The 20191-nt window shown below is 54.8% G+C and carries 24 protein-coding genes; all 24 read right to left on the bottom strand.

Going from position 1 to position 20191, the window contains the following annotated elements:
• Nucleotides 1–11: 11 nt before the first annotated feature.
• Nucleotides 12–1130, bottom strand: coding sequence for a contractile injection system protein, VgrG/Pvc8 family (locus O1724_RS17515; protein WP_045895543.1), 1119 nt, complete (start codon nt 1128–1130; stop codon nt 12–14).
• A 2-nt stretch (nt 1131–1132) separates the two neighbouring features.
• The gene (locus tag O1724_RS17520) at nt 1133–1348 is read right to left on the bottom strand and encodes a tail protein X (protein WP_045345265.1); all 216 of its coding nucleotides are present in this window, start codon (nt 1346–1348) and stop codon (nt 1133–1135) included.
• Nucleotides 1323–1784, bottom strand: coding sequence for a phage tail protein (locus O1724_RS17525; RefSeq protein WP_373418811.1), 462 nt, complete (start codon nt 1782–1784; stop codon nt 1323–1325). Before O1724_RS17525 ends, O1724_RS17520 begins: the two co-directional genes overlap by 26 nt.
• Before the next feature lie 5 nt (nt 1785–1789).
• Nucleotides 1790–3880, bottom strand: a complete 2091-nt coding sequence (locus tag O1724_RS17530; RefSeq protein WP_045895544.1) for an AAA family ATPase — start codon at nt 3878–3880, stop codon at nt 1790–1792.
• 114 nt (nt 3881–3994) lie between these two features.
• The gene (locus O1724_RS17535; protein ID WP_023299869.1) at nt 3995–4282 is read right to left on the bottom strand and encodes a phage tail assembly protein; all 288 of its coding nucleotides are present in this window, start codon (nt 4280–4282) and stop codon (nt 3995–3997) included.
• 51 nt (nt 4283–4333) lie between these two features.
• Nucleotides 4334–4840, bottom strand: a complete 507-nt coding sequence (locus tag O1724_RS17540; RefSeq protein WP_023299868.1) for a phage major tail tube protein — start codon at nt 4838–4840, stop codon at nt 4334–4336.
• Entirely contained in the window at nt 4837–6306 is a 1470-nt protein-coding gene (locus tag O1724_RS17545) for a phage tail sheath C-terminal domain-containing protein (protein WP_045895546.1), read from the bottom strand. Before O1724_RS17545 ends, O1724_RS17540 begins: the two co-directional genes overlap by 4 nt.
• A 38-nt stretch (nt 6307–6344) precedes the next feature.
• Nucleotides 6345–6968: a phage baseplate assembly protein V gene (locus tag O1724_RS17550; protein ID WP_032619493.1), complete on the bottom strand. Its 624-nt coding sequence runs from the start codon at nt 6966–6968 to the stop codon at nt 6345–6347.
• The gene (locus O1724_RS17555; RefSeq protein ID WP_023303465.1) at nt 6961–7515 is read right to left on the bottom strand and encodes a hypothetical protein; all 555 of its coding nucleotides are present in this window, start codon (nt 7513–7515) and stop codon (nt 6961–6963) included. Before O1724_RS17555 ends, O1724_RS17550 begins: the two co-directional genes overlap by 8 nt.
• A gap of 8 nt (nt 7516–7523) precedes the next feature.
• Nucleotides 7524–8186 (bottom strand): hypothetical protein, encoded by a 663-nt coding sequence (locus tag O1724_RS17560; RefSeq protein WP_045895548.1) that lies wholly within the window; start codon nt 8184–8186, stop codon nt 7524–7526.
• A 1-nt stretch (nt 8187) separates the two neighbouring features.
• Nucleotides 8188–8544, bottom strand: coding sequence for a head-tail joining protein (locus O1724_RS17565; RefSeq protein WP_045895549.1), 357 nt, complete (start codon nt 8542–8544; stop codon nt 8188–8190).
• A complete protein-coding gene (locus O1724_RS17570) occupies nt 8544–8879 on the bottom strand; it encodes a DUF2190 family protein (RefSeq protein ID WP_032658106.1) in 336 nt (111 codons plus the stop codon). Before O1724_RS17570 ends, O1724_RS17565 begins: the two co-directional genes overlap by 1 nt.
• 67 nt (nt 8880–8946) lie before the next feature.
• Nucleotides 8947–11007 carry a ClpP-like prohead protease/major capsid protein fusion protein gene (locus O1724_RS17575; RefSeq protein WP_049134849.1) on the bottom strand — a complete coding sequence of 687 codons (2061 nt, stop codon included), beginning with the start codon at nt 11005–11007 and terminating at the stop codon, nt 8947–8949.
• A complete protein-coding gene (locus O1724_RS17580) occupies nt 10997–12517 on the bottom strand; it encodes a phage portal protein (RefSeq protein ID WP_023299860.1) in 1521 nt (506 codons plus the stop codon). The genes O1724_RS17575 and O1724_RS17580 overlap by 11 nt, the downstream gene beginning before the upstream one ends.
• 8 nt (nt 12518–12525) lie before the next feature.
• On the bottom strand, nt 12526–12741 hold the full coding sequence (locus tag O1724_RS17585; protein ID WP_023299859.1) for a hypothetical protein: 216 nt from the start codon (nt 12739–12741) through the stop codon (nt 12526–12528).
• Nucleotides 12738–14858, bottom strand: coding sequence for a phage terminase large subunit family protein (locus tag O1724_RS17590; RefSeq protein ID WP_045895552.1), 2121 nt, complete (start codon nt 14856–14858; stop codon nt 12738–12740). The genes O1724_RS17585 and O1724_RS17590 overlap by 4 nt, the downstream gene beginning before the upstream one ends.
• A gap of 3 nt (nt 14859–14861) precedes the next feature.
• On the bottom strand, nt 14862–15365 hold the full coding sequence (locus tag O1724_RS17595; RefSeq protein WP_023299857.1) for a DUF1441 family protein: 504 nt from the start codon (nt 15363–15365) through the stop codon (nt 14862–14864).
• 209 nt (nt 15366–15574) lie between these two features.
• The gene (locus tag O1724_RS17600) at nt 15575–16090 is read right to left on the bottom strand and encodes a hypothetical protein (protein WP_045895555.1); all 516 of its coding nucleotides are present in this window, start codon (nt 16088–16090) and stop codon (nt 15575–15577) included.
• Entirely contained in the window at nt 16087–16623 is a 537-nt protein-coding gene (locus O1724_RS17605) for a lysozyme (RefSeq protein WP_045895557.1), read from the bottom strand. Before O1724_RS17605 ends, O1724_RS17600 begins: the two co-directional genes overlap by 4 nt.
• Entirely contained in the window at nt 16623–16838 is a 216-nt protein-coding gene (locus O1724_RS17610) for a class II holin family protein (protein WP_045895560.1), read from the bottom strand. Before O1724_RS17610 ends, O1724_RS17605 begins: the two co-directional genes overlap by 1 nt.
• Nucleotides 16839–16922: 84 nt before the next feature.
• Nucleotides 16923–17111 carry a hypothetical protein gene (locus O1724_RS17615; RefSeq protein WP_072050888.1) on the bottom strand — a complete coding sequence of 63 codons (189 nt, stop codon included), beginning with the start codon at nt 17109–17111 and terminating at the stop codon, nt 16923–16925.
• 524 nt (nt 17112–17635) lie between these two features.
• The gene (locus O1724_RS17620; protein WP_045895564.1) at nt 17636–18700 is read right to left on the bottom strand and encodes a DNA-methyltransferase; all 1065 of its coding nucleotides are present in this window, start codon (nt 18698–18700) and stop codon (nt 17636–17638) included.
• A 226-nt stretch (nt 18701–18926) separates the two neighbouring features.
• On the bottom strand, nt 18927–19331 hold the full coding sequence (locus O1724_RS17625) for a hypothetical protein (protein ID WP_045895566.1): 405 nt from the start codon (nt 19329–19331) through the stop codon (nt 18927–18929).
• Complete coding sequence (locus tag O1724_RS17630; RefSeq protein ID WP_045895568.1) at nt 19331–20083, bottom strand: hypothetical protein; 753 nt, start codon at nt 20081–20083, stop codon at nt 19331–19333. Before O1724_RS17630 ends, O1724_RS17625 begins: the two co-directional genes overlap by 1 nt.
• Between the last annotated feature and the right edge of the window lie 108 nt (nt 20084–20191).

A 20191-nucleotide genomic window follows, 5' to 3' on the forward strand; every position in this document is an offset into this window, starting at 1 on the left:
GCGGCGGCGTGTTAGCCGAAGTAATTCGGGCCGGTTTTATCCGAACTGCCGGATTTTTTTGAGGACTTCGCAGGCTTGCGAATATCAACCACCAGGTTGTATGTGTAGCTGAACCCGGCGGGCGTCAGGGAAAACACCAGCGACTCAACCACCCAGGCGCGATCTTCCCGTTCGCCAAAGCCGGACGTGGATAAGCCAGACTCTGCCGTGAGAGGAACGTGCCTGGGTCGGCAGGGCCCCGTTACTGTCATTTTTTGTTCATTGCGGCGGGCCTGCGTTTTTTTCGCTTTGGCCTGTTGATCGGCAGTAGCTTTTACAGGCTGGGTATACGGGTTAGCCATTGAGGGACCATCATGATCAACCGTGGTGGTTTTGGTCTTCCCGTCAGCCTCATCGTAATAACGTACGCCGATTTTTCCTGAAGACTTACCACTGCTGGCGGTGGCCTTCCCTGTCGAACTGCCCCGCTCTCCTTCGCTGTAAGACCAGTTTGACACCTCTTCTGGTGTGATAATCAGAGCTGCGGTCTGTTCGCCGGAAGCATTTGCCGTGGCTCCCTGACGCAGAAAGAGCCAGTATCCGCCCGACGGTTTACTGACAGCATTCCATGTTCGGGCCAGGCGCGTCAGCAGATTGGCGTCCGATTCTGCCACCTGGTCAACGTGGTCGATATGGATATCGGCGAGCTCTGCGGCCACTTTCGGTACCAGACCGTTTTCAGTCGCTACTGTTTTAACCAGATCCGCCAGTCGCAGATTATCCCAGCTGCGTGTCTTCTGGCTGATCACATCACCCGGTTGTTTTTGCGCGTTCATTGGCGCAGCGGTGGCATAAATCTCGATACGACGTGGCGGGCCGCTGCTGGCCACGCCGGACACCACGAACCAGCCCTTATCCACCAGCTGATCATTAAAACCCAGCGCCACCCGAAGACGAGCGCCTTTAGTCGGAAGGGAGAGCGTTTCCGAGAGCAGGGTGATTTTCAGCTCATCTGCTTTTGCCGTGGCACCGCCGTAATCAGTCAGCGTCAGCTCTGCCAGGCATTGTTGCAGCGCACGGGTAATATCTTTTCCTTCAGCGCTGACGCTGAAAGCGGGAGCATATTCCGGTTTAACAATCTGATCTGCCATTTTTAATCCCACAGGTTGTAAGCGGAAGCCTGAACCGGCGGAGCCAGATCCGGTAAAGTGATATACAGACCTGACGGATAAACGGCCCCACGGTCAGCCAGTCCAGGATTCGCTTCAAGAACCTGCGTCACAATAAAAGAGAGGTTCTCCGTGCCGTAATGCGTCGCGCAGATCGCATCCAGAACATCACCGTCACGGGTTTGATATGTCGTCGGCATAATGTTTCAGCGTCATCGTCCAGTTTTTGTTTCGGTGGCCGCCGCCAGGCAGGAATCGGCTGGTCGTATCTGAGAAGTCGATTACCACCCACCAGCCCAGGACATCTCCTTCACCGCTGACCAGTTGCTGAGGCTTATTCTGGTCTGCCAGGTCGAAGAGATCGTTAACAGCATCCACACCCTTGCGAAAGAAAGCATGCGATTCTCCTTCAAGCCGGACGGTTCGCCCGGGCTTGCCGGTATACTGCAATAAATCCTGCTTCCCGATCCGCTCCTGTTCGCTCCATCGCCAGCTGGCCTCGCGGGTCAGCTGGTTGTATGCCGTGGTGTCGATCGAAAAGGCAAAATCGCCCAGCATCATCATCACCCGGGCGGCCTGAGCCCCCCGAGCAGCGCTGGACTGAAGCTGCCCGAAGTCTTCAAAGACAGGAATGATTTCACTCACCAGATTTGTCCTCCGTCCAGCATGCTGCTGTCACCGTTAAATACCGGACTGGTTTTAGTCACCGCGACAACTTCATCCCCGATCGCCCTTTCGTCCTGGCCAGGTGCGCCATGTATTTCATAATGAAATTCGAAACGACGGTTGTCAGTCAGTTGTCGGGGAGGCGGCGCTTTGTCCGCAAAATCCAGCTTCTGAAGTAATGTTTCCCAGTAACTGCTTTCCACTTCACCTGACAGTTCTGCCGGTCTGTCTGAAACAGGATCAGGAGACTGTCGGGAGTTAATCTCAGGCGGTAAGTGCAGGACGTCTGCGCTTTTATCCCTGTAACGTTCGTTACCCCTGAATGAACCCTGCGCTTTGCCAGTACCCGGTAACGAATCGACATCAACATTCACATCCGGGATAGGCTGTGCCGGGTATTTTGAATTCCCCTCAGATCCTTCCTCTGCTGCTGTCCAGTTAAGGGAAGGATAAACATCGACATTGACCACCGGCTTATCCGGTGAGATGCTGTCTGCGGATCCCTTCTGTTTTTCCGCTGCGGGCCAGACGCTACTTTTTTCAAACGAGGGAAAGGAAGGAAGTCTGTAGTTATTCCAGGCGCCGGCAGCCCTGTCAGATGTTTCATGTCCCGGTTGCACAGACGTCTCCTGGTTCTGGTTGAGTGCTGATTCCCAGGAGAACGGCGCGCCGCTGCTTTCCGGCGTCACGTATTTATCGAGCGTACTGTTAAAGGTATCATCGTCGTCGCGGAAAAATCCCCGGGTGTCCCGGTACGATTTTTTCACATCATCAGGCAGGTCCGGCTTTTCCTTCAGTTGCTGCTCAAACCATTCGCCCTGACCATTGCGTTGCGCCGTCATGCGCGCAATATCAACCGAGCCGGTCATGGCCAGCGATTTGAGCACGTCCCGCTGATCGCTTCTCTCATCCGGTAAAAGCCAGGACAGTTTTTTCGCCAGCGCGTAGGCCACTTTCCCGACGAACACAATGCCCTGGCCGAACGTCAGCACACCGGGGTAAAGATCATTACGCAGGAAACTGACAATGCGTTTGATCCCGCCCCCCTTAAACCACTCCGCCATATCATCCGTCAGCCGGCGGATATCCGGTGCCAGCTCGTTTCCCAGTTGCCCTGAGATTTCCGCTACAGCGGAGGAGAAGACCGTGCGCAGGCTGGTGATGGCGCGGTTGCCCTCCATCGCCCCTTCAGCCCCCTCTTTCGTGACGAGGTTATAACGCCGCTGCTCGTCCATCAGGTCACGGTAGCTTTTGCCGGACTGCTTCAGCAGCATCAACAGCTTGCTGGCCTCGCCGCCAAACAACGAATCCAGTGCAAACGACGCTTTCGACTCGTCCTGCATGCTGAGCGCACGCTCGACGATTTTTTCGAACTGCGCCATATCGCTGAGGCCCGCAAAATCCCCCGCCTTAAATCCCAGCGTTTCAAACGCATCCTGAAGGGAACCCTGCTTGCCGTTCTGCTTGTACTCTCCTGCCTTGTGAAGATACTCCTCGAACAGGTCGCCGATGTTCTCCCCGTTCATGTCGTACTGCTTCGCGAGCGTGTCCCAGGCATCAAACGTCGGGATATCGACGCCATAACTTTTCGCCACGCCGGCCCGTCGGGCCGTTTCTGCGTTGGTAGCCGCAGGTGCAATCAGGGTGCCCAGGGCGGAAGCCACCACGCCACCGCCGCCAATCGCCAGCCCGGGAGCCACCATCCCGCCCAGTTGTCCGGCCATACCGAGCCCACGGCGAAACAGCCCTTTCCCTGCCCCCTTGAAGGCGGCCAGCCGTTGCGTCTTCTGCATCTGCTGATTCAGCTTCTGCTGTTCGGCCTCCGTCTTGCGGATTTCACGGGAGACGTCGCTGTAACGCCGTTTAAGATCGCCAAGACTTTGCCCGGCCAGCTTCGCGCGCTTAATCTCTGCTGCCAGCTTAGCCTGGTCTTTCGTCAGTTTTTCTGACTGCTTTCCGACGTCCTTCAGGCTTTTTTGCAGGCTGTTCGCTGAACGGCTCCAGGAGCTGTCGATACTGCCGCCAAAGGTAATGACGGCCTTAAGGTTCTGGCTTAATCCGGCCACGATTTACCGCCTCCACTTCGTCGGTGAGAAAATCCGAAAACACACTGAACGGCATATCCAGGTATTCCGTCATGGGAAAATGCAGGCGCCGTCCCAGAAAACGTATCGCCCGCATCAGCCCTCTTTCGGTCGCTTCTCGGGCGGGAGCATAAAAACATTAAACGCGTCCAGCAGCTGGGCATAATCTGCCGCAGTCAGTTGCCAGATATCCTGTTCGCTGAGGTTGCACAGCAGCGCAATCATGCGCGCCTCTTTTTCTTCTTCACTGCCGCGGTCTTTGGAAAAGGCAATGCGGTCACGCACCAGCGGCTCGCGCAGCGTCACCTGTTCGAGCAGGCCACCGTTCTCAAAGGAAACAGGGGAATACAGTTTGATAACGCGTGTTTCACCGGGAAAAGACATGTTGATCTCCATAAAAAAACGGCCCGCAGGCCGTTGTAAGATTGTTTGAAGTTAAAGCCGTACTTTTGCCGCCAGACCGGACAGAACATCCACGCCATTCACCCGACGCGAGAAGCGCTCAGTATCTATCTCAAAGAGCTCGCGACCATCTTTGGTCTGACGGTAATAGCTCACGGCGATTTCCACCGTGACGGCATTTTCGGACAGGCTGTCCTTGCCACGCGCATCGGGAGTGACGGTCTGCACAAAGCCTTCGATCTCCTCGATGGTACCCAGCGCGGTACCGTTAGCCAGATAGCCCTGATAGGCCGTAAAGCGTGGACGACTGCCGCTGACAAAACCGAAAGCGGTCAGCATATCCACGTCCACACCGTAAAACTTCAGCTGACAGGTTAGAGCTTCCATGCCGTCATCAACGGGGGACGGCGCATCCTGTGCGCCGGTACGCAAATCCGTTTTGACAATGGACAATGCCGGCGGAGTAAATTCATGCGCCCCCTGTATGCGGATCCCCTGCCGGAAGAAGGTCCAGACGCGTAATGTGTTTTTTTCGCTCATGCTGCCAGCATCTCCTCAAGCGCATAGTTGTTATTCACCCGGACGCGCAGGCTGATAAGCTCAGTCGGCGATTTCGGACCAAAGTCATAGTTGATGTACAGCACCCCCGCCGCCATGCTCTCAGCGGTGTTAAGTTCTTCATCCAGCCAGGCGCGACCACCGAAAATGGCTCCGAGGCCGACCAGCTGGCGCATATAAGCGTTGATGGTGCCGATAATGTCGTCGGCATTCTCCCGGTCCAGCGGACGGTCAACGTATTCCAGCATCGTTTCCTGAATACTGTCCTCGATGACGTCTGCGGTTCGGCGAACCGATTCGAAGCGCCACTGTGGATCGGTACCGCACAGACGGTTGCCCCAGTGCTTAAACCCTGCCCGGCGGATGATGGTAGAGACGTTCTGCATGTTGAGCAGGTTTGCGTCGCAGTTTTCATCGCCGAGAATGAACTCGTCGATCTGTTCCACCCCGAGGATGTTATTGATGTCCTGGTTGGATTTACTCCACCACCAGCCCTTCTCAAAGTCGATTCGGGCACGCAACCCCGCCGCAAACGCAGAGTAAGGACGATAGACCAGCTGGCCGTCTGCATTGCTGACCTGTACGCGCGGGCGCAGCAGTTCGGTGCGGGTACCATAAGACTGTCTGCGCTGGACCACTTCCTGTAGTGTCGCACCGGATTCGCAGTCAACATACGCCACCGCCCGCAGCTTGCCGGCGACGGTTTCCAGCGCTTTGCCCACGGCATCATCCTCACTGAACCCCGGAGCGATGACGATACGGGGCTGGTATGTTGTCACGGAGCGAGCAGATGACAGCGCGCCGATCCCGGTCAGCACCGCCGCACGCTGTTTCGCTGTATCGTTAACTTCAGCCACGCGTACCACCACCGTCAGGGCATTTCGCTGATCGTTGATTTCCATCAGGGCCTGCTTCAGCGTGCCTTTTTCACCGAGCCGGGAAAGCATCGAGGTACCGACAATCGCCACAGGAGTATTCAGCGGGAAAGGTTCATCTTCGCCGCCTGCCAGCTGCAACCGGAACGGTGTGACCACGCCACTCCCGCTTCCCGTTGCGGTGACTTCCACATCATCCACCGCGCCCACGGCAGAGGCCACTGCTGAAGAGGTTGCCGTCAGCTTGCCCGTTTCATCGCAGCCAAGCGTGATAGTCAGCGTTAATGCCTCCGCATTCCAGGCAGCAGAAGTTTCAATCGCTGCGGGATTTTCTTCATTCGGGATGCCAGCTACTGCCTCAACCACCACCACGTTTCCTGACCTGCCAGCAACTGTCGCGGCAAAATCCACAACATTATCCAGAATCGGGGTTCCTGTACTGGCACTCGCCGGCGTTCCGGCAGAGGCATCAGGCGCAGTACCCACCAGGCCGATAATGGCCGTCTGGATCGTCGTGACCGCGACCGTACCGGATGTCAGTTCGATCGTTTCCACACCATGTAAATTCGCCATTTATTTTCTCCAGGCATAAAAAAACCTGCCGCGGCAGGTCACATTTTTTGATTGGGGGGATTCGTGGTTCCGCCGCCATCACCATTTTCTTTATGGTCATGGCCGTTGTAGGTTTCGCGGATCCCGCTCATTTTCCCGGTACCGTCAGAAATTTCCTGTGTTGCACCGATGTTTCCCTTCACATTCGTGTCGGAATTTATTTGCGTAACGCCCTGAACTGTGAGGGTGTCGGTGATTTCCACCGGACCATCGAGCGTTCCCTTTCCGATAATTTTGTAGGTCCCGCCCTCCGCCAGCGTGATGGTCAGGGCATGCGCGGCGCGGTCATACCGGATCTCGGTACCGTCACCGTAGCGGGTGATATGTTCGCTGTCGCTGCCCTCCGGTACCGGCAGACCGCCGGTATTCCAGCCGGGAAACACCCGGCCATTATTAAGCTCGCCCGCCTCCGACAGCACAGTGACAGCATCCCCGACCGCATACGGATTGGAGTCAGCCCGGTTTGCCCCGGAAAAGCCCTGGCAAAGCGGCAGCCAGGTAGTGGTGATGTCGCCCAGATCCACCCGGCACTTCGGTATACCGTCATGCTTAACGGAATGAATAACCCCGCGCCGCACAATATTCGCCAGGCGACGCTGTAAATCGCCCTCGATATCACTCATCGGGTTTCGCCTCGTAAATCAGCTGATAATCGTCCACATGCGCGCGCCCGATATCCGGAGCCTTACCAAGCCAGACGCCGTTCAGCGGAGAATTAATCTGCGCAAACGGATCCGCACCAAAGGCTGCTGATTGTGTGAAGGAGATCCGCCAGACCAGGTAATCATCCATGCGCGGATCAAACTCATCGCGTGACGCATCGATAAAGACGGCTGGCTCAAGACTGGTCAGGCCGAACTGCTGGCCGTCAATCCACTGAGTGATATCCGCCGCCGCCGTGCGCAGGAAAATTTCGGGTCGGCTGACGCCAGCGCCTGCCGCGTCCACCACAACGAACAAATCGCAGGACAGATTCACATTAAGCTGTCCCTCGTTGCCGCCGCCCTGCTCCCAGCCGTTAATGGAGAAATAGACCGCCGGGGTGGCCAGTCCGGTAAAGCGGGGCACGTTTTTTTCCGGGTAGGCATCGGCGTCACGCACCCACGCAATTTTTTTCAGCGCGCCGGTGACAGCATCGTGATACTGCCCCAGCAGTAATGGCTCAGCCATAGTCCACCTCAGACAGAAATACGGGCTTTCACACGCCCGCGCAGATCGGTTTCAAAGTGATGCATAAAAATCTCCATCGCCTCCGCAAAGGCGTTATCTTCGATGTAATTCAGCATCGGCTCATAAATATCGACTTCCGCTTCGCAGGTACGGCGGGTATCCGGATCGCGAATAACCACCGTCCGGCGGTTTTCACGGCGGGAGCGCGCCACTTCCCCGTTTTCAAATGTGCGCGGGGATAGCAGGCTGCCCTTTGGGGTGAATCCGGCGTTTTCTGCCTGGCGCCGCGCCCTTATATACCGCCCGGTGGATTTATCCCGCCGGGTATGGTGAGGCCTGACCCGCCCGTTAATCCTGCCTTTCAGGTCTTTTACCTTGATGGCATTGAGACCAAACCAGAGACGAAAATTATCCAGTTGTGACTGGGAAGCGCAATCAAGACGAAAGGAAAGCAGACGCCGGCGCACCAGATCCAGGCTGCGCGGCGCCAGCCCGTCTTTCAGGTCAGCCATCGCTTTTTTACGCAAGGTGGCGGCGGTACGTTTCAGCGCACGGGAATACGCTGCCCGAAACTGTTTATGGGTGGCACCGATGTGCTCGGCTATCCGCCAGATGGCATCCACATCGATATCGACGGGCAAATCCCGCCGCAGTCTGGACTCACGCGCCATATCAGCTCCACTTGTTGATGTCCGGCTGCACCTTACCCGGTGCGCCATACGCCAGCGTGACGCGGGTGCGGCCTTCTTCATCAGCGCCAATGTGCGTCACACGATAAGCCGTGCCGTTGATCTCCACGCCGTGATGCTTCTCAAGCCCCACGATATCGGTGGTCATCGCGCTGAAGGCCGGAGAGTGATCCTGAATTTGCCCCCCGCCGGGCACGTCAACCGGGACATCAGGCGTCTCGAAAATCACGGTAACAGGACGCAACTCAGCGCCGACAGACAGGACAGCAGGCACCTCTTCGGCAAATGCCCGGGATATCCGGGCATCCGCTTTTAACAGGCGTTGCCGAAAGCGGTTCATCAGTAACCAAGCCGGACCGGAACAGAATCCGCATCAGCCGCCGCCTCAGCCCAGGCCGTGCCCGCCAGAGGATTCGGAGCTGCCTCCTCACCCGCTTCCGCAGTCAGCTTACCGTCTGCCAGATAGAGCTTCTGGCCAACAGTGACCGCTTCCGCTGCTTTTGGCAGGACGAACACCCCAGTGGTATGCAGCACACCCCACAACCCAGCCGGAATGTCGTCGTGAGCAACGCCCACCAGCGCACCTGAAAGCACGGCGTCACCCGAATGAATATCGGTCGCACCGGTATTCTGAAAATCAAGGGTGTTGCCATCCTGCTGATAATTTTTCGCCATTTTTCTCTCCAGACAAAAAGGAGCAGCACGTGCCGCCCCGTAAAAAAAAACCGTCAGATGACGGTCGTTATTTTTTGGTGACTTTAACCATGCCGCGCCAGTCAAGCGGTGCCACCCCGGCATCGATACGTACCTTGAACGCGGCACCGTCAACGGTGAAGCCCTGCTGCTGCTCAAGGTATGGCGTATCAATACCGTCCAGATATGCCACCTCAATGGTGTCGCGTCCCTGTGCAGCGGTCAGGTAGTAATCCGTTGGGCTGCTGTCATCGAGGCGAGCCTCTGAGGACACCGTCACAAAGTTCTGGATCGGGTTAACGATACCGCTGTTCGCGTCCGCACCCGGTACGCTTGCAGATTTGATTAGCTGGTTAGCGCGGGACTCGATTGCCACTGGCGTCAGCATGTAGGCCGGGCGAATGTTCAGACGGCGGTCGCCTGATTTTTGCAACAGCATCGCCTTACGCGCCGTATCGAGGCCTTCGATACTCAGATCGGCGGAGACCAGGTTGCCATGATCGGCGTGGAACAGCGGCTTGCCGTCGGACATTTTTGGGTTGCTGGTCAGAACTGCCCACACCAGATCGCCCACGGTAGCACGCGCGGCAAGGCCCATTGCCTGCGGGATACGGGTCAGCATGTCCAGGTCATCATTGATGATAGTCTGGCGGTCAATGCTGAAAAGTTCGCCGTAGGTCGCAAGCGCAATCGGCTCGCCGCGATCTTTGATGGTGACATATTTATATTCCGCCCCGGCGCGGACCTTGCGAAGCGATGCAAGTGATTCCAGACCGACGCGGTGCGCGGTTTTGAAATCAGTCAGGGTACCTTTACGGGTCCACTGTTCGAATGATTCAGTGGCCTCGTCCCAGCCCATCAGTGCCGCCTTGTGCGCCACATCCATTAGGATATTGCCGAAATCGCTGCTGCTGTGGGTAAACGCAAGGCCGACCATCGCCTGTGCTGTCCCCGCACCTGAAATACCGATCCCGCGATCCACAAGGGAAGCTCGCGCCAGTTCACGCAGGGTATAACCGTTGTAGGCGTTATCTTTTTCAGCCTGCGCATAGCCCGCGCGGCTCATTACCGCAGCACGGATGGAGTCACCGACCAGATTGCCGTTTCCGGCATAAAGATGAACAGCGCCAGGACCGGCACTCGGCGTAGTCCCTGCCGCCAGCGCCTGGAGGAGTCTGTCACGGGCTTTTTCCGCCGTGCAGGAGAAGTCGGCCAGACATTCTGCCTTCAGCGTCGCGAAAGTCGGGAACGCCTCAAAAACAGCGGAAACCGTGTTCACGCGTTCCGCGTTTGCCGTCTGCATCTGCTGTTGCAGCTGCTGGGCCAGCGCAGTGATATCGATATTAGTCATCTGCTGCGCGGACTGTTGTTGCGTTGGCGGGTTCAGGTTCGCCTGTACCGGCGCGGGCTGCTGTGGCTGATTCACCGGAGCTTCAGCGCGCGGCGCAAAAAGAGATTTAATCTGTTCTGGCATGTTCTGATAATCCTTCAGTTTATTTTCATTCACACAGGCCGCAGCCTGTAGTTCAGGTTCAAGCGTGTCAGCGAAACCTTTCTCCACTGCCTCGGCCCCGTTAAGCCAGGTCTCCGCTTTCAGCATCGCTTCCAGCTCCTCCTGCCCCAGTCCGGTTTTATTCATATAGGCGCTGAGCATCAGGGCTTCGTTACGATCAAGCCACGCGGCATAATCGCGCATGTCATCAGAATCCCCGGCGATCCCGCCCCACGGTTTGTGGACCATGATCCAGGCGTTTTCAGGCATGTGCACCGTGGCGCCGGGCAGGCAGACAATCATCGAGGCCATGCTGGCCGCCACCCCGTCCACCCAGATATCCACTTTCGCTTTCAGCCGCGACAGGGTGTTGTAGATGGCAAATCCCTGCATGACATCGCCACCGGGGCTGTGGATATGTAAATCCACCGCGCTGGCGTCAAACACCCCGGCTTCTTTACAGTCCGCGACGAACTGCTGGGCTGTGATGCCCCAGCCGCCGATCACGTCATAGAGGAAGATTTCGACGCGCCCGGCAGACAGCGCGCGGATTTCGTACCAGCACTGACCGTTTGCCGCATCGACACCCGCCAGGCTGGCGCAGGGGTTAATCATCATCGTCCGGCTCGCGCCGATCGTCTTTTGGTTTTGCCGTTGCATCTGGCATCGCTCCTTTGTCGTTGGCGGCGTCGGAATCAAACACCAGCCCGTGTTGACGGTTAAATTCGGTTTCACGCAGTCGCTGGCGTTTAACCTCCTGCGGGTTTTTACCCCGCGCCCGTGCCCATTCCGCTTCGGTACCAGCACCGCCACGAACAATGGCTTTCCAGGCATTAGCCTCTTTCCCCGGATCAATCCACGGCATCACCGGGCCGAGATAAAGCGCGTTATAGAGAGAATTTGGATCCACATCCGGCGGCACTTCAACGCCACTCAGCAACGCCATCGCCAGCCATGCACGGTAAACGGGCCGGCTGTGCTGGCCGACAAACCACTGTTGCAGGACGTTGTACCCTTCGAAGCTCTCCACCAGCTCCTGACGCTGGGAGCTGTAGGTGCCGTTATAGTCCCGGGCAATGCTGGAATAGCTGCCGCGCGTGCCTGCGGCCACGGCCCGCATCTGTCCGTTTCGGAATTCATAGAGGTGAACATTCGGGCGATTGGATTCCACCATGCCAAGGTCTTCACCCGGGCGCAGATCGTCGTAAATCATGCCCGGGGCGATATCGTAATGACGCTGGCCGCCGGGAGGTGAAAACTCCCCGTCGTCACCAAGAGACTGCGCATCACCGCGCTTGATATAGAACCCCAGCGCGGCGGCAATACGGGCGGCGACGCGTTCACTCTCTTCATAATCCTTGATGTCAGAAAGACGGGTAATGACGCCGTGGATCAGGCTGATACCGCGCAGCTGGTGCAGACGCTTGCGCTGTGCAAGGTGAAGCATATTTTCAGCTGAGACGGTTTTAAGTTCAGCGCTGAACCGCGTCATATTTGCCGGGTGGTACTTGTAAACGCGGTAGCCGACGGGACGCCCCCAGTCGTTCACGATGATGCCCTGGCGAACCTGCTGGCCGGCGGTGCTGTTAAGGTTGAACGGAACAAAATCCGCCTCCAGCATTTCCAGCGAGAACGGTACGGAGGTGGAATGTTGCAGACCCGGCACATTCCCCCTGACCAGTTGCGTGAACACTTCCCCGTCACGCAGTGCTGAACGCAGCAGCAGGCGTTCGGCTTCCGGGCGGGTGAACATGCCAGTCACCTCAGGACGCACGGACCATTCAGCCCAGAGCGCCGAAAGTTTCCCAGCGAAATCGGAATGAAGATTCCCCTCCAGATCGAGGGGCTGAGGCTCAACATGGATCCCGTGGGCACCAATCACCCGGTCTTCCATTTTGTCGAACAGGCCGATCACCAGATCATGGTTTTCATCAAGCCACCGGGCCTGTTCCCGCAGGGACTGACCTGCTGCAAACACAGAGGTGTCCGCCGACTGGCTTTGCTTTTTCGCCTTGTGCAGCCGTGACGGATTTGCCGCTTCATACGCATTAAGCCGGAGACGATCCCGCTCGCGTGCCGCGGCCCACCCGGGCGAAATTGCCCTCAGTGTTCTTTCAAGAATGCCCATAGAACGCCTTACAGAAAGTTAGCGAGTTTGTACGAACCACCACGGCTGTTGACCGCGCGCCAGCGACGCTCCCAGTATTCGAGCTCATCGCGCAGCGCCTTCGGATCGTGGTTGGTAATGGCGCGACCGTTTACGCCGGTGAAAGAGATACTCTTGCCGTCCAGCGAGTCCTGGTAGGCCTGGCGCACCATCACCAGCGTTCTCCAGATGTCGTCTTTCTTCACAGCCAGCCTCCTCCCCTACCGGAAGATCCCAGCCAGCTGCCGGAAAGCGTGTTTTCTTTCTCAGGCTCAGCCCTGACTTGTGGCTGAACGGTTTTGTTTTTTTTCACGGTTATCTCCCTGGGGCGTTCCCCTTGATGAATATTTGGGTTGAGATCCTGCGGCTCAGCCCATGCAGGAGGTTTTTCCCAGTCGCGAATTTTTTCGTAGCCGCGCAGAACCGCGACGGCGTGGGCATAGCAGAACAGGTCAAAGGCTTCGTTGGCGCCCTTGCCTGGCTTACGCCATTTGCCATCCACGCCGCGCTCTTCGTAGGTGAGTTCCTCGTAGAACCACTCCCCCAGCCAGTCGGGAAAATGGATATAGCCTGCTCCGGGAGTCTCACGATCAAGGTTATTGCTGAGCTGATCCTTGAGCAGGTCGGTTTGCAGCAGATACACCGGCACCTCGCCACGCGCATCAGCGCGACGGTCACTGCGTTCGGTATTATTCGGGTGAGTTTTGGTAATAATTTTCTGGCGTTTTGTGCTGTCGCCCTTGATCAGATAGACACGCTTACCCAGACCATCCCGGCGACACTGGCGCCAGAATTTATAGGCATTATCTGTCACCCCTTCCTCACCGCCGCTGTCGACGGCCATGGCCAGCACCGGCATACGCCGCGTCGGGTCAGACTGAAGTGCGTAAGTTTTTTCCAGCACATCGGAGACAAGTAGCTGCCAGTCCTCCGGATACGCGCCGGGGTGGACTGGCTCCGCCTCGCCATGTTCATTGCAGCGCAGGGACTGGCGGATGTTGTAGCGATCCACAAGCCAGCGTTCACCGTTTTCGCCATAACCAATTATCTGCACGACGAAACGGCGCTTTTTCCCGCCCTGAACGTCGACGGCTGCCAGCAGGAAACGCACCTTCGGCGGAACCATGCGTTTACCGTAATCCTCCGCACGCTGCATCAGCACATCGGCGCGTCGCTGTTCGCTGGCCGAGCGCGGCAGGTATGGCAGCCCCCAGTCGGTGTTGATAACCGCCTTGAGGGTTTCTTCGCTGCCGGTAGCCTCATACTCCTGCTCAGCAGTCAGCAGTTTGTACACCAGCTGCGCCCAGGTCTGGTACGCGGCTGCGGGCCCCTCCATCCAGAACGACGCTATGCGCGAACGGCGTGGCTCACCGGAGATCTTGCCGTCCCGGTCAATACTCTGACCTTCACGCAACCAGACACCCACCCCGTTGAGCTCGCGCTTTTTATCTGCGGTGATAATGGTGCTGCAATGCGGACAAAGCAGATGAGCCGACTCACTTGCTTTTACCGGATCAGGTTCATCGCGGTATCCGGTCATCGCCTCCATCGCAGGCTGAAAATATTCACCACAATGCGGGCACGGCCAGTACCAGCGACGGCGATCCCCACGGTTATACAGCGAAAGCGCGCCTGTCGTTGGTGGTGCTTCATGGGGAGATTTTCGGCGCCATTTGCTGTCGCGAATGTCCCGACCTGGCGAACACTCCACCAGAGTCATCCCGGCGGACATAAAGGTGGTGGTACGCTTGGAAGCCAGGGTAAAACCGTCACCCTCGCCATCGATGTCCTCAGGGAAGCGGTCATAATCGGTGAGCGCTACACATTTGAAATCTGACGAGGACATGATGTTGATGGAAGGCCAGCCAATCTTGAGATAGTTGCCCGCCAGAAAAGTACGATCATGCACGTTGTTGTCGTTTCGCAACGGGCTCAGGCGTTTCGCCACTTCTGGACTGACACGAAACGTTCTCGCCAGACGTTTTTTAGAGTGCTCACGCGCTTTCTCTTCGGTCATCTGAACGACGAGCATATCGGACGGGTCACAGACAATGTTGTATACAACCCAGCCATCCACCAGGCCGATCGTTTTCCCCGTTCGTGCCGGTCCAACAAACACCACTGCATCGTATTCACGCATCGCGAGGCAGTTCATCGGCTCTATCACATAGGGAGCGACAGCAGGATCCCACGGTACCGAGTTACCGGCCCCCATAGGTACGCGCATAAATTTTTGAACCGCCTCAGCCACAGGCATACGGCGCGGGGCTTTGAGAATGGCGGAAGCGTTACGCCTGACTTCCGCTGCCGTGGCCTGTCGCATGATTTACTCCTCTTCTGGCATTTCCTCCTGTTCTGGTGAGTCGGCCTGCTCAACTTTGAGGGCTATCTGGTCGCGCAGATCGTCAATAACCTGCTGCACCCTGACAACTGCGGAAGGGGTCATGGCGCAGTCTCGTTCAAGGATGTCGGGTAACGTCTCCAGCACCTGAACCATTGCTTTTGCCATGGAGGAAAATTCTCTGGTGACTTCTGACGCCGGGATCAGCTCCCCTGTTTCCTGCTGAAACTTGAGCCTTTCACGCTCCGACTGAAACCAGGCTTTACGATCGGGGGGAAGCATTTTGTCGACGTCCACCAGCTCCGAAGGTGTGGTACTCGTCAGCAACTCCCTGAGGATATCGGTGATGGCATAAAGCTTAAGTTTTGGATTGCTGCCCGGTGCCGGCTGAACATTTGCAAGCTTGCTCGCGACCGTCTGGCGGTGCAGATCGGTAATGGCTGCCAGCTGCGTGATATTCAGCCGGAAATTTTTGAGTTCGTTATCCATGATGGTGAACAAAAAATTGTCATTTCGACATCCTGCTAATGATCAGGACTGAAATATCAAGAGGTTAAACAGATGATGATGAAACCCATAAAATGCAAAAAACTAGCCGTTTCCCGCGTGTCCTCGCCCCCTCGGTGTTCAGAATCACCAGGAGTACCTTTTAAAATGAGAATCAATCTCGAATGAATACCCCCTAGTGGGGATAATTCTCATCTTCGCTCTTGTTCGATTTGACGAATTCCAGCGAAATTGTTGTTGCCCTTTTCAATAACGGCCAGCAGTGACTTAATCCAGAGCACAGCTTCGCAGTACGTTATTGAGCTGGTGGCAGCGGTACGATCATCGGCTGCGTCAGGTCTGTCGGTATCGGCGTGCATTGCGCTGGAACGTAAACGGTGCGCGTATTCGAGCAGCCCACCAGCAATGTCATCAGGCACAGGCAGATCACATGTTTTTTCATGGCGGAGAATCTCCCGGTATTCGATTACGGTTTCTTCAGTGCTGGTGTCGATCAGGGAGTTAAGCCTGTTAGCATGTTCTGCAACCTGATTAAACCGATTGAAGTTGAAAGCCTGAGTGGCAATCACCTGATTCTGCAAGTTGTTGTCACTGCGCAGTACAGCATTATCTCTCTGGATATTACTTACTTCAGCGCAACTTTTTACGAGTGCAATAGCCAGCCCGGCAATGACTACAACAGCGATGAACAGTGGATTAATTTTCATTGATCCAGCCCCCAGCAGGCCAGCGCGCTTTCCTGATCACGTCGCTCAACCTGACCATAGCAGCCATTCTTCTGGCCTTTGGTTAGACGGCAATCACGGCCACCGTCTTTAATCCACCAGCGGATTGCCTCGCATGCACCGATGCGGTCACCTGCGTTGATGCGCTTATAGAAGGTCGATGGTAAGCATTTACCGGGGCCGATGTTATACGGGCAGAAGGACGCGATACCCACCTTCTGTGGCTCTGTCAGAGGCACTTTGATATTGCGATCAACCCAGGCTAATGCCTTATCGCGTTCAATAGCGTTAACCTTCCGGCATTGTTCCTCAGTGGCCGTCATGCCCTTAACAACACTCCTGCCATCAATGACGGTTACGCCGTGACATAAAGACCAGACCCCACCCGGATCAACTACGGCCACCAGCGCATTGCCTTCTTTCTCGCTGATGAATTGGTCGAAAATGAGAGGAGCAGATGCCCCTGACGCGATTAACGCCAGCACTGCAGCGCTGAGCTTTGTTTTATAGGACATTATTCACCTCGCGCAGCTCTTCGACGGTCTGCTTTGATTTGGAAGTAGAGATTGGTAAGAAAGGTAAGCAAGCCGAAAAGTAAACTACCGATTACACCTATAGCTGCCCACTGTTCGGGTGAGTAACCGTCAAGAAGTCTTCTAAACCAATAGATGGCGCTGCCTCCCGACGCACCGTAGGAAATGCCGGTAGTTATTTTATCCATGCGAAACATACTCTCACCTCGCAACTTAGCGGGTGCTGAATTTAGGAAATAAAAAAGGCCGCCTTTGGGCAGCCTGTATTGGTAGTCGTTGGATTAGGGTGGAGGGGCTATTGGGCCAGTCAAAACGATAGCTTCACCGTTATGGCAAATGTCGAAGCCGCGAGTCAAGTGCCACACTCCGCGGATTATCTTGCCTGTCAGCATATCTTCGGTTTTGCCATGCGAAAAGTAGGCGACCTGGACACAGTCATTGTGTCTAATCCAATAATATCCCTCTTTCATAATTCACCTCTCAAATTGTTTCATTTAGAAGTGTATATGACGATGCAGAACCTGGCGGTCGACGAAACGTTTTTTTTGAGGATGTGATGCCGGGTGCCTCCCGGTGACTTATCTCTGGTTATCAAAGTCGCGCGCATACCTGCAGATAGCAGTTAACCAGGCGCCCCACCGCTTAGGGGGATTCATCACATGCATAACTTAATCAAGATGTATTCATCCGGTCAATGAGTGATTTTCGTTGCAAAAAAATGCCTGCTCGGACAAGCAGGCATAAGAAGCTAAGTTGGCAAAAACTCAGGGTGTGGTGCCGGGTGCCTCCCGGTGGAAATGTTTACAGCGTTCATTTCCGCGCGCTGGTTGGACACTCTGGAGAAATGTCCTGCTGAATCGCCCCTCCGCTTAGGGGGATCCACCACAAAAACGCTTTCAGAAACATCCATTCCGCAGGATGCTTAAGAAGCATATGCACGAACTGGAGAATACACAATGCAATCAGACAAATATATCCGTTCTGATGCCAATTCCTAGCGGGGTACAGGTTGGTCTATAAGGCCCTTTATTTCATTAGCTGTTTGGCTAAATCTATCCTCTTCCAGTTCTACTCCGATGGCCTGGCGGCCCAGTTCAATGGCTGCTTTAACAGTTGATCCCGAACCCATAAAGAAATCAGCTACCACATCGCCGGGCCTGCTGCTGGCGTTGATGATTTGCCGCAACATATCAGCGGGCTTTTCGCACGGGTGTTTGCCTGGATAGAACTGGACGGGTTTATGTGTCCAGACGTCTGTATAGGGCACGGCTACTGTCACAGAGAAATGCCGCCGAAGAGATTTGTACTCCTCCAGCAGATCAAGGTATTTCCGGTTCAACGAATGCCATGTGGCCACCAGCTGGTGATGCGGTGCTTTGAGTTCAGAGGCGCGGTGCTTCTCAATGGCGATCTGAGTGAACAATTCCTGCAGCTTTTCGTAATCCTGCTCGTTCGGTAGTTGCCACTGACTGGCACCGAACCAGTGAGACGCCATATTTTTCTTTCCGGTGGCGTCAGCTATTTGCCTGGACGTGACCCCCAGTTCGGCTCGTGCATCCCGAAAGTAGGTGATTAACGGAGCCATGATGTGCTGTTTGACCTCGTTGCTTTTCTCAGCAAATCCGTCGCTTTTCGGCTTATATGGCCCCTGATAATGCTCAGCGAAAAGGATGCGTTCCGTGGCGGGGAAGTAAGAGCGCAGGCTTTCTTTATTACACCCGTTCCAGCGCCCTGATGGCTTCGCCCAGATAATGTGGTTCATGACGTTAAAGCGTTCACGCATCATGATCTCGATATCGGATGCAAGTCGGTGACCTGAAAACAAATACAGGCTGCCGGCAGGCTTAAGCACTCGCCAGAACTGGGCAAGACACATATCAAGCCAGCGAAGATAGTCGGCGTCACCGTTCCACTGATTATCCCAGCCGTTCGGCTTCACCTTAAAATAAGGCGGATCCGTAACAATAAGGTCGATGGTGTTATCTGGGAGGGTTGCGAGGTATTGCAGGCAGTCAGCGTTGACAAGCTCAACACTGTTTATATTTACAGTATTTTTCATAGATCCGTAAGCGTAACTCTGATAGGCTCACTATGCTTTTGCGCTTAAGCAATGGGCCTTGGTTAGCTTGTGACCTGAAAGCATGAGCTAATGGCTGGTTGGGTGCTACAACACCCACCAGCCGCCCATTTTCACAGCAAGAATCCACTTTAGTGGGGTGTGTTAAGAGGAAAATAATCCCTCTTAAAGCAAAAATCCCCACTAGCGCGGGGATTTTAGAAGAAAACTATGCAGCTGGTTGGGAGGGGTAAACCTGCTCATACATTTCCTGAAGTGTATCAATAGCCTTATTAGCCATTAATAGTATTGCTTCAGCATCTGCCTTATGCATAGTTCTATCGAGTTCGTAATCGGCCCATTTTCGCCGAGTGTGTAAGTGCTTTAACATCGCCCCCATTGATAAAAGTTTCATTTTATCAAAAGGTTCGTTCCCTTTTAACCATGCGTCATTTGAAAGATAATCGCGTACTGCTTGGTGTGATGATTTATTAGGGCATTTTTCTAGCTTCTCAAGCGTTTCATGAAAAACACCATAGTAAGCGCGACCAATTGCGTTTCTGTAGCCGATTTCATCATTATGGCCGATACATTTTCCAGCGAAAGTGATGAAGTCCTTACCTGTTACGCTCATCAGTAAATCCCTCTTTTTTCATCGCTTTGGAACCATGATGTAAAAGGAATATTTCGATAGCAATCGTCCGTAAGCAAAACTAACAGTTCCATGTTCATTTCGGCCAGAACCTGGGAATCATCAGTTTGAGCTCTAACAATGAAAGCATTGTCTTCATCGCCACCCATGTAATAACTCACACCAGTGCAATTGATTCCACGTTTGTTTGCTATGTCTTCAGCATGATCGCAAAGTATTTCAATATCTCTGGAGGAGAGATTGGTTGCATTCTTGAAATCGATGATCAATTCAGCCATATACTTTCCCTGATTGATTATGTCTTCGCGCTCTTCACCATCCCGAAGGGCAGCCAATTTGAGGGAAAACTGCTTAACTAGTTTCTCATTGCCGATGCAAAAAGCTGCATTTCTAGCCACGAGCCTCATATCGTCAGACGGGAATTGCTCGACAAGCCGAAAAAGTTCCATACGATGTTCAAGGTTATGAGCAGAACGGGATAAGTAAGCTAAATAATTCTGAACAACAGAAGGGTCAGAATTCATCGCATCCTTAAACAAACGTACAGCGTCTGCGTGATGACCAAGCATTCCATTCAACCAAGCATACACGTAAGCACGATCACCTATAGGGAGGCGACCGATCTCGTGCTTAAGAGTTTCGAGCTCTTCTGCATCTGGAGTTGCTCCCTTTTGGAAGTAATCCAGTATGGTATCAAGTAAATCTTGCTCTTTAGTCTCTGGCTGTCCTGACATAATATTCCCGAAGAAAACGCAATAACCTTAAAGTAATCAATAGCTTCGTTTATTCGAACGAAATCTTCTTGTATTGAGTATTAAAGCTTTTACGGGATTGTACAGCAC

It is taken from the genome of Enterobacter cloacae complex sp. HYC074_NIDB (genome assembly GCF_056673345.1).

Bases quoted from the DNA above. Each gene is read 5' to 3' on its own strand.
- O1724_RS17515 (WP_045895543.1), bottom strand. From the start codon at position 1,130: ATGGCAGATCAGATTGTTAAACCGGAATATGCTCCCGCTTTCAGCGTC.
- O1724_RS17520 (WP_045345265.1), bottom strand. From the start codon at position 1,348: ATGCCGACGACATATCAAACCCGTGACGGTGATGTTCTGGATGCGATC.
- O1724_RS17535 (WP_023299869.1), bottom strand. From the start codon at position 4,282: ATGTCTTTTCCCGGTGAAACACGCGTTATCAAACTGTATTCCCCTGTT.
- O1724_RS17540 (WP_023299868.1), bottom strand. From the start codon at position 4,840: ATGAGCGAAAAAAACACATTACGCGTCTGGACCTTCTTCCGGCAGGGG.
- O1724_RS17545 (WP_045895546.1), bottom strand. From the start codon at position 6,306: ATGGCGAATTTACATGGTGTGGAAACGATCGAACTGACATCCGGTACG.
- O1724_RS17550 (WP_032619493.1), bottom strand. From the start codon at position 6,968: ATGAGTGATATCGAGGGCGATTTACAGCGTCGCCTGGCGAATATTGTG.
- O1724_RS17555 (WP_023303465.1), bottom strand. From the start codon at position 7,515: ATGGCTGAGCCATTACTGCTGGGGCAGTATCACGATGCTGTCACCGGC.
- O1724_RS17560 (WP_045895548.1), bottom strand. From the start codon at position 8,186: ATGGCGCGTGAGTCCAGACTGCGGCGGGATTTGCCCGTCGATATCGAT.
- O1724_RS17565 (WP_045895549.1), bottom strand. From the start codon at position 8,544: ATGAACCGCTTTCGGCAACGCCTGTTAAAAGCGGATGCCCGGATATCC.
- O1724_RS17570 (WP_032658106.1), bottom strand. From the start codon at position 8,879: ATGGCGAAAAATTATCAGCAGGATGGCAACACCCTTGATTTTCAGAAT.
- O1724_RS17575 (WP_049134849.1), bottom strand. From the start codon at position 11,007: ATGATGATTAACCCCTGCGCCAGCCTGGCGGGTGTCGATGCGGCAAAC.
- O1724_RS17580 (WP_023299860.1), bottom strand. From the start codon at position 12,517: ATGGGCATTCTTGAAAGAACACTGAGGGCAATTTCGCCCGGGTGGGCC.
- O1724_RS17590 (WP_045895552.1), bottom strand. From the start codon at position 14,858: ATGCGACAGGCCACGGCAGCGGAAGTCAGGCGTAACGCTTCCGCCATT.
- O1724_RS17595 (WP_023299857.1), bottom strand. From the start codon at position 15,365: ATGGATAACGAACTCAAAAATTTCCGGCTGAATATCACGCAGCTGGCA.
- O1724_RS17600 (WP_045895555.1), bottom strand. From the start codon at position 16,090: ATGAAAATTAATCCACTGTTCATCGCTGTTGTAGTCATTGCCGGGCTG.
- O1724_RS17605 (WP_045895557.1), bottom strand. From the start codon at position 16,623: ATGTCCTATAAAACAAAGCTCAGCGCTGCAGTGCTGGCGTTAATCGCG.
- O1724_RS17610 (WP_045895560.1), bottom strand. From the start codon at position 16,838: ATGTTTCGCATGGATAAAATAACTACCGGCATTTCCTACGGTGCGTCG.
- O1724_RS17615 (WP_072050888.1), bottom strand. From the start codon at position 17,111: ATGAAAGAGGGATATTATTGGATTAGACACAATGACTGTGTCCAGGTC.
- O1724_RS17620 (WP_045895564.1), bottom strand. From the start codon at position 18,700: ATGAAAAATACTGTAAATATAAACAGTGTTGAGCTTGTCAACGCTGAC.
- O1724_RS17625 (WP_045895566.1), bottom strand. From the start codon at position 19,331: ATGAGCGTAACAGGTAAGGACTTCATCACTTTCGCTGGAAAATGTATC.
- O1724_RS17630 (WP_045895568.1), bottom strand. From the start codon at position 20,083: ATGTCAGGACAGCCAGAGACTAAAGAGCAAGATTTACTTGATACCATA.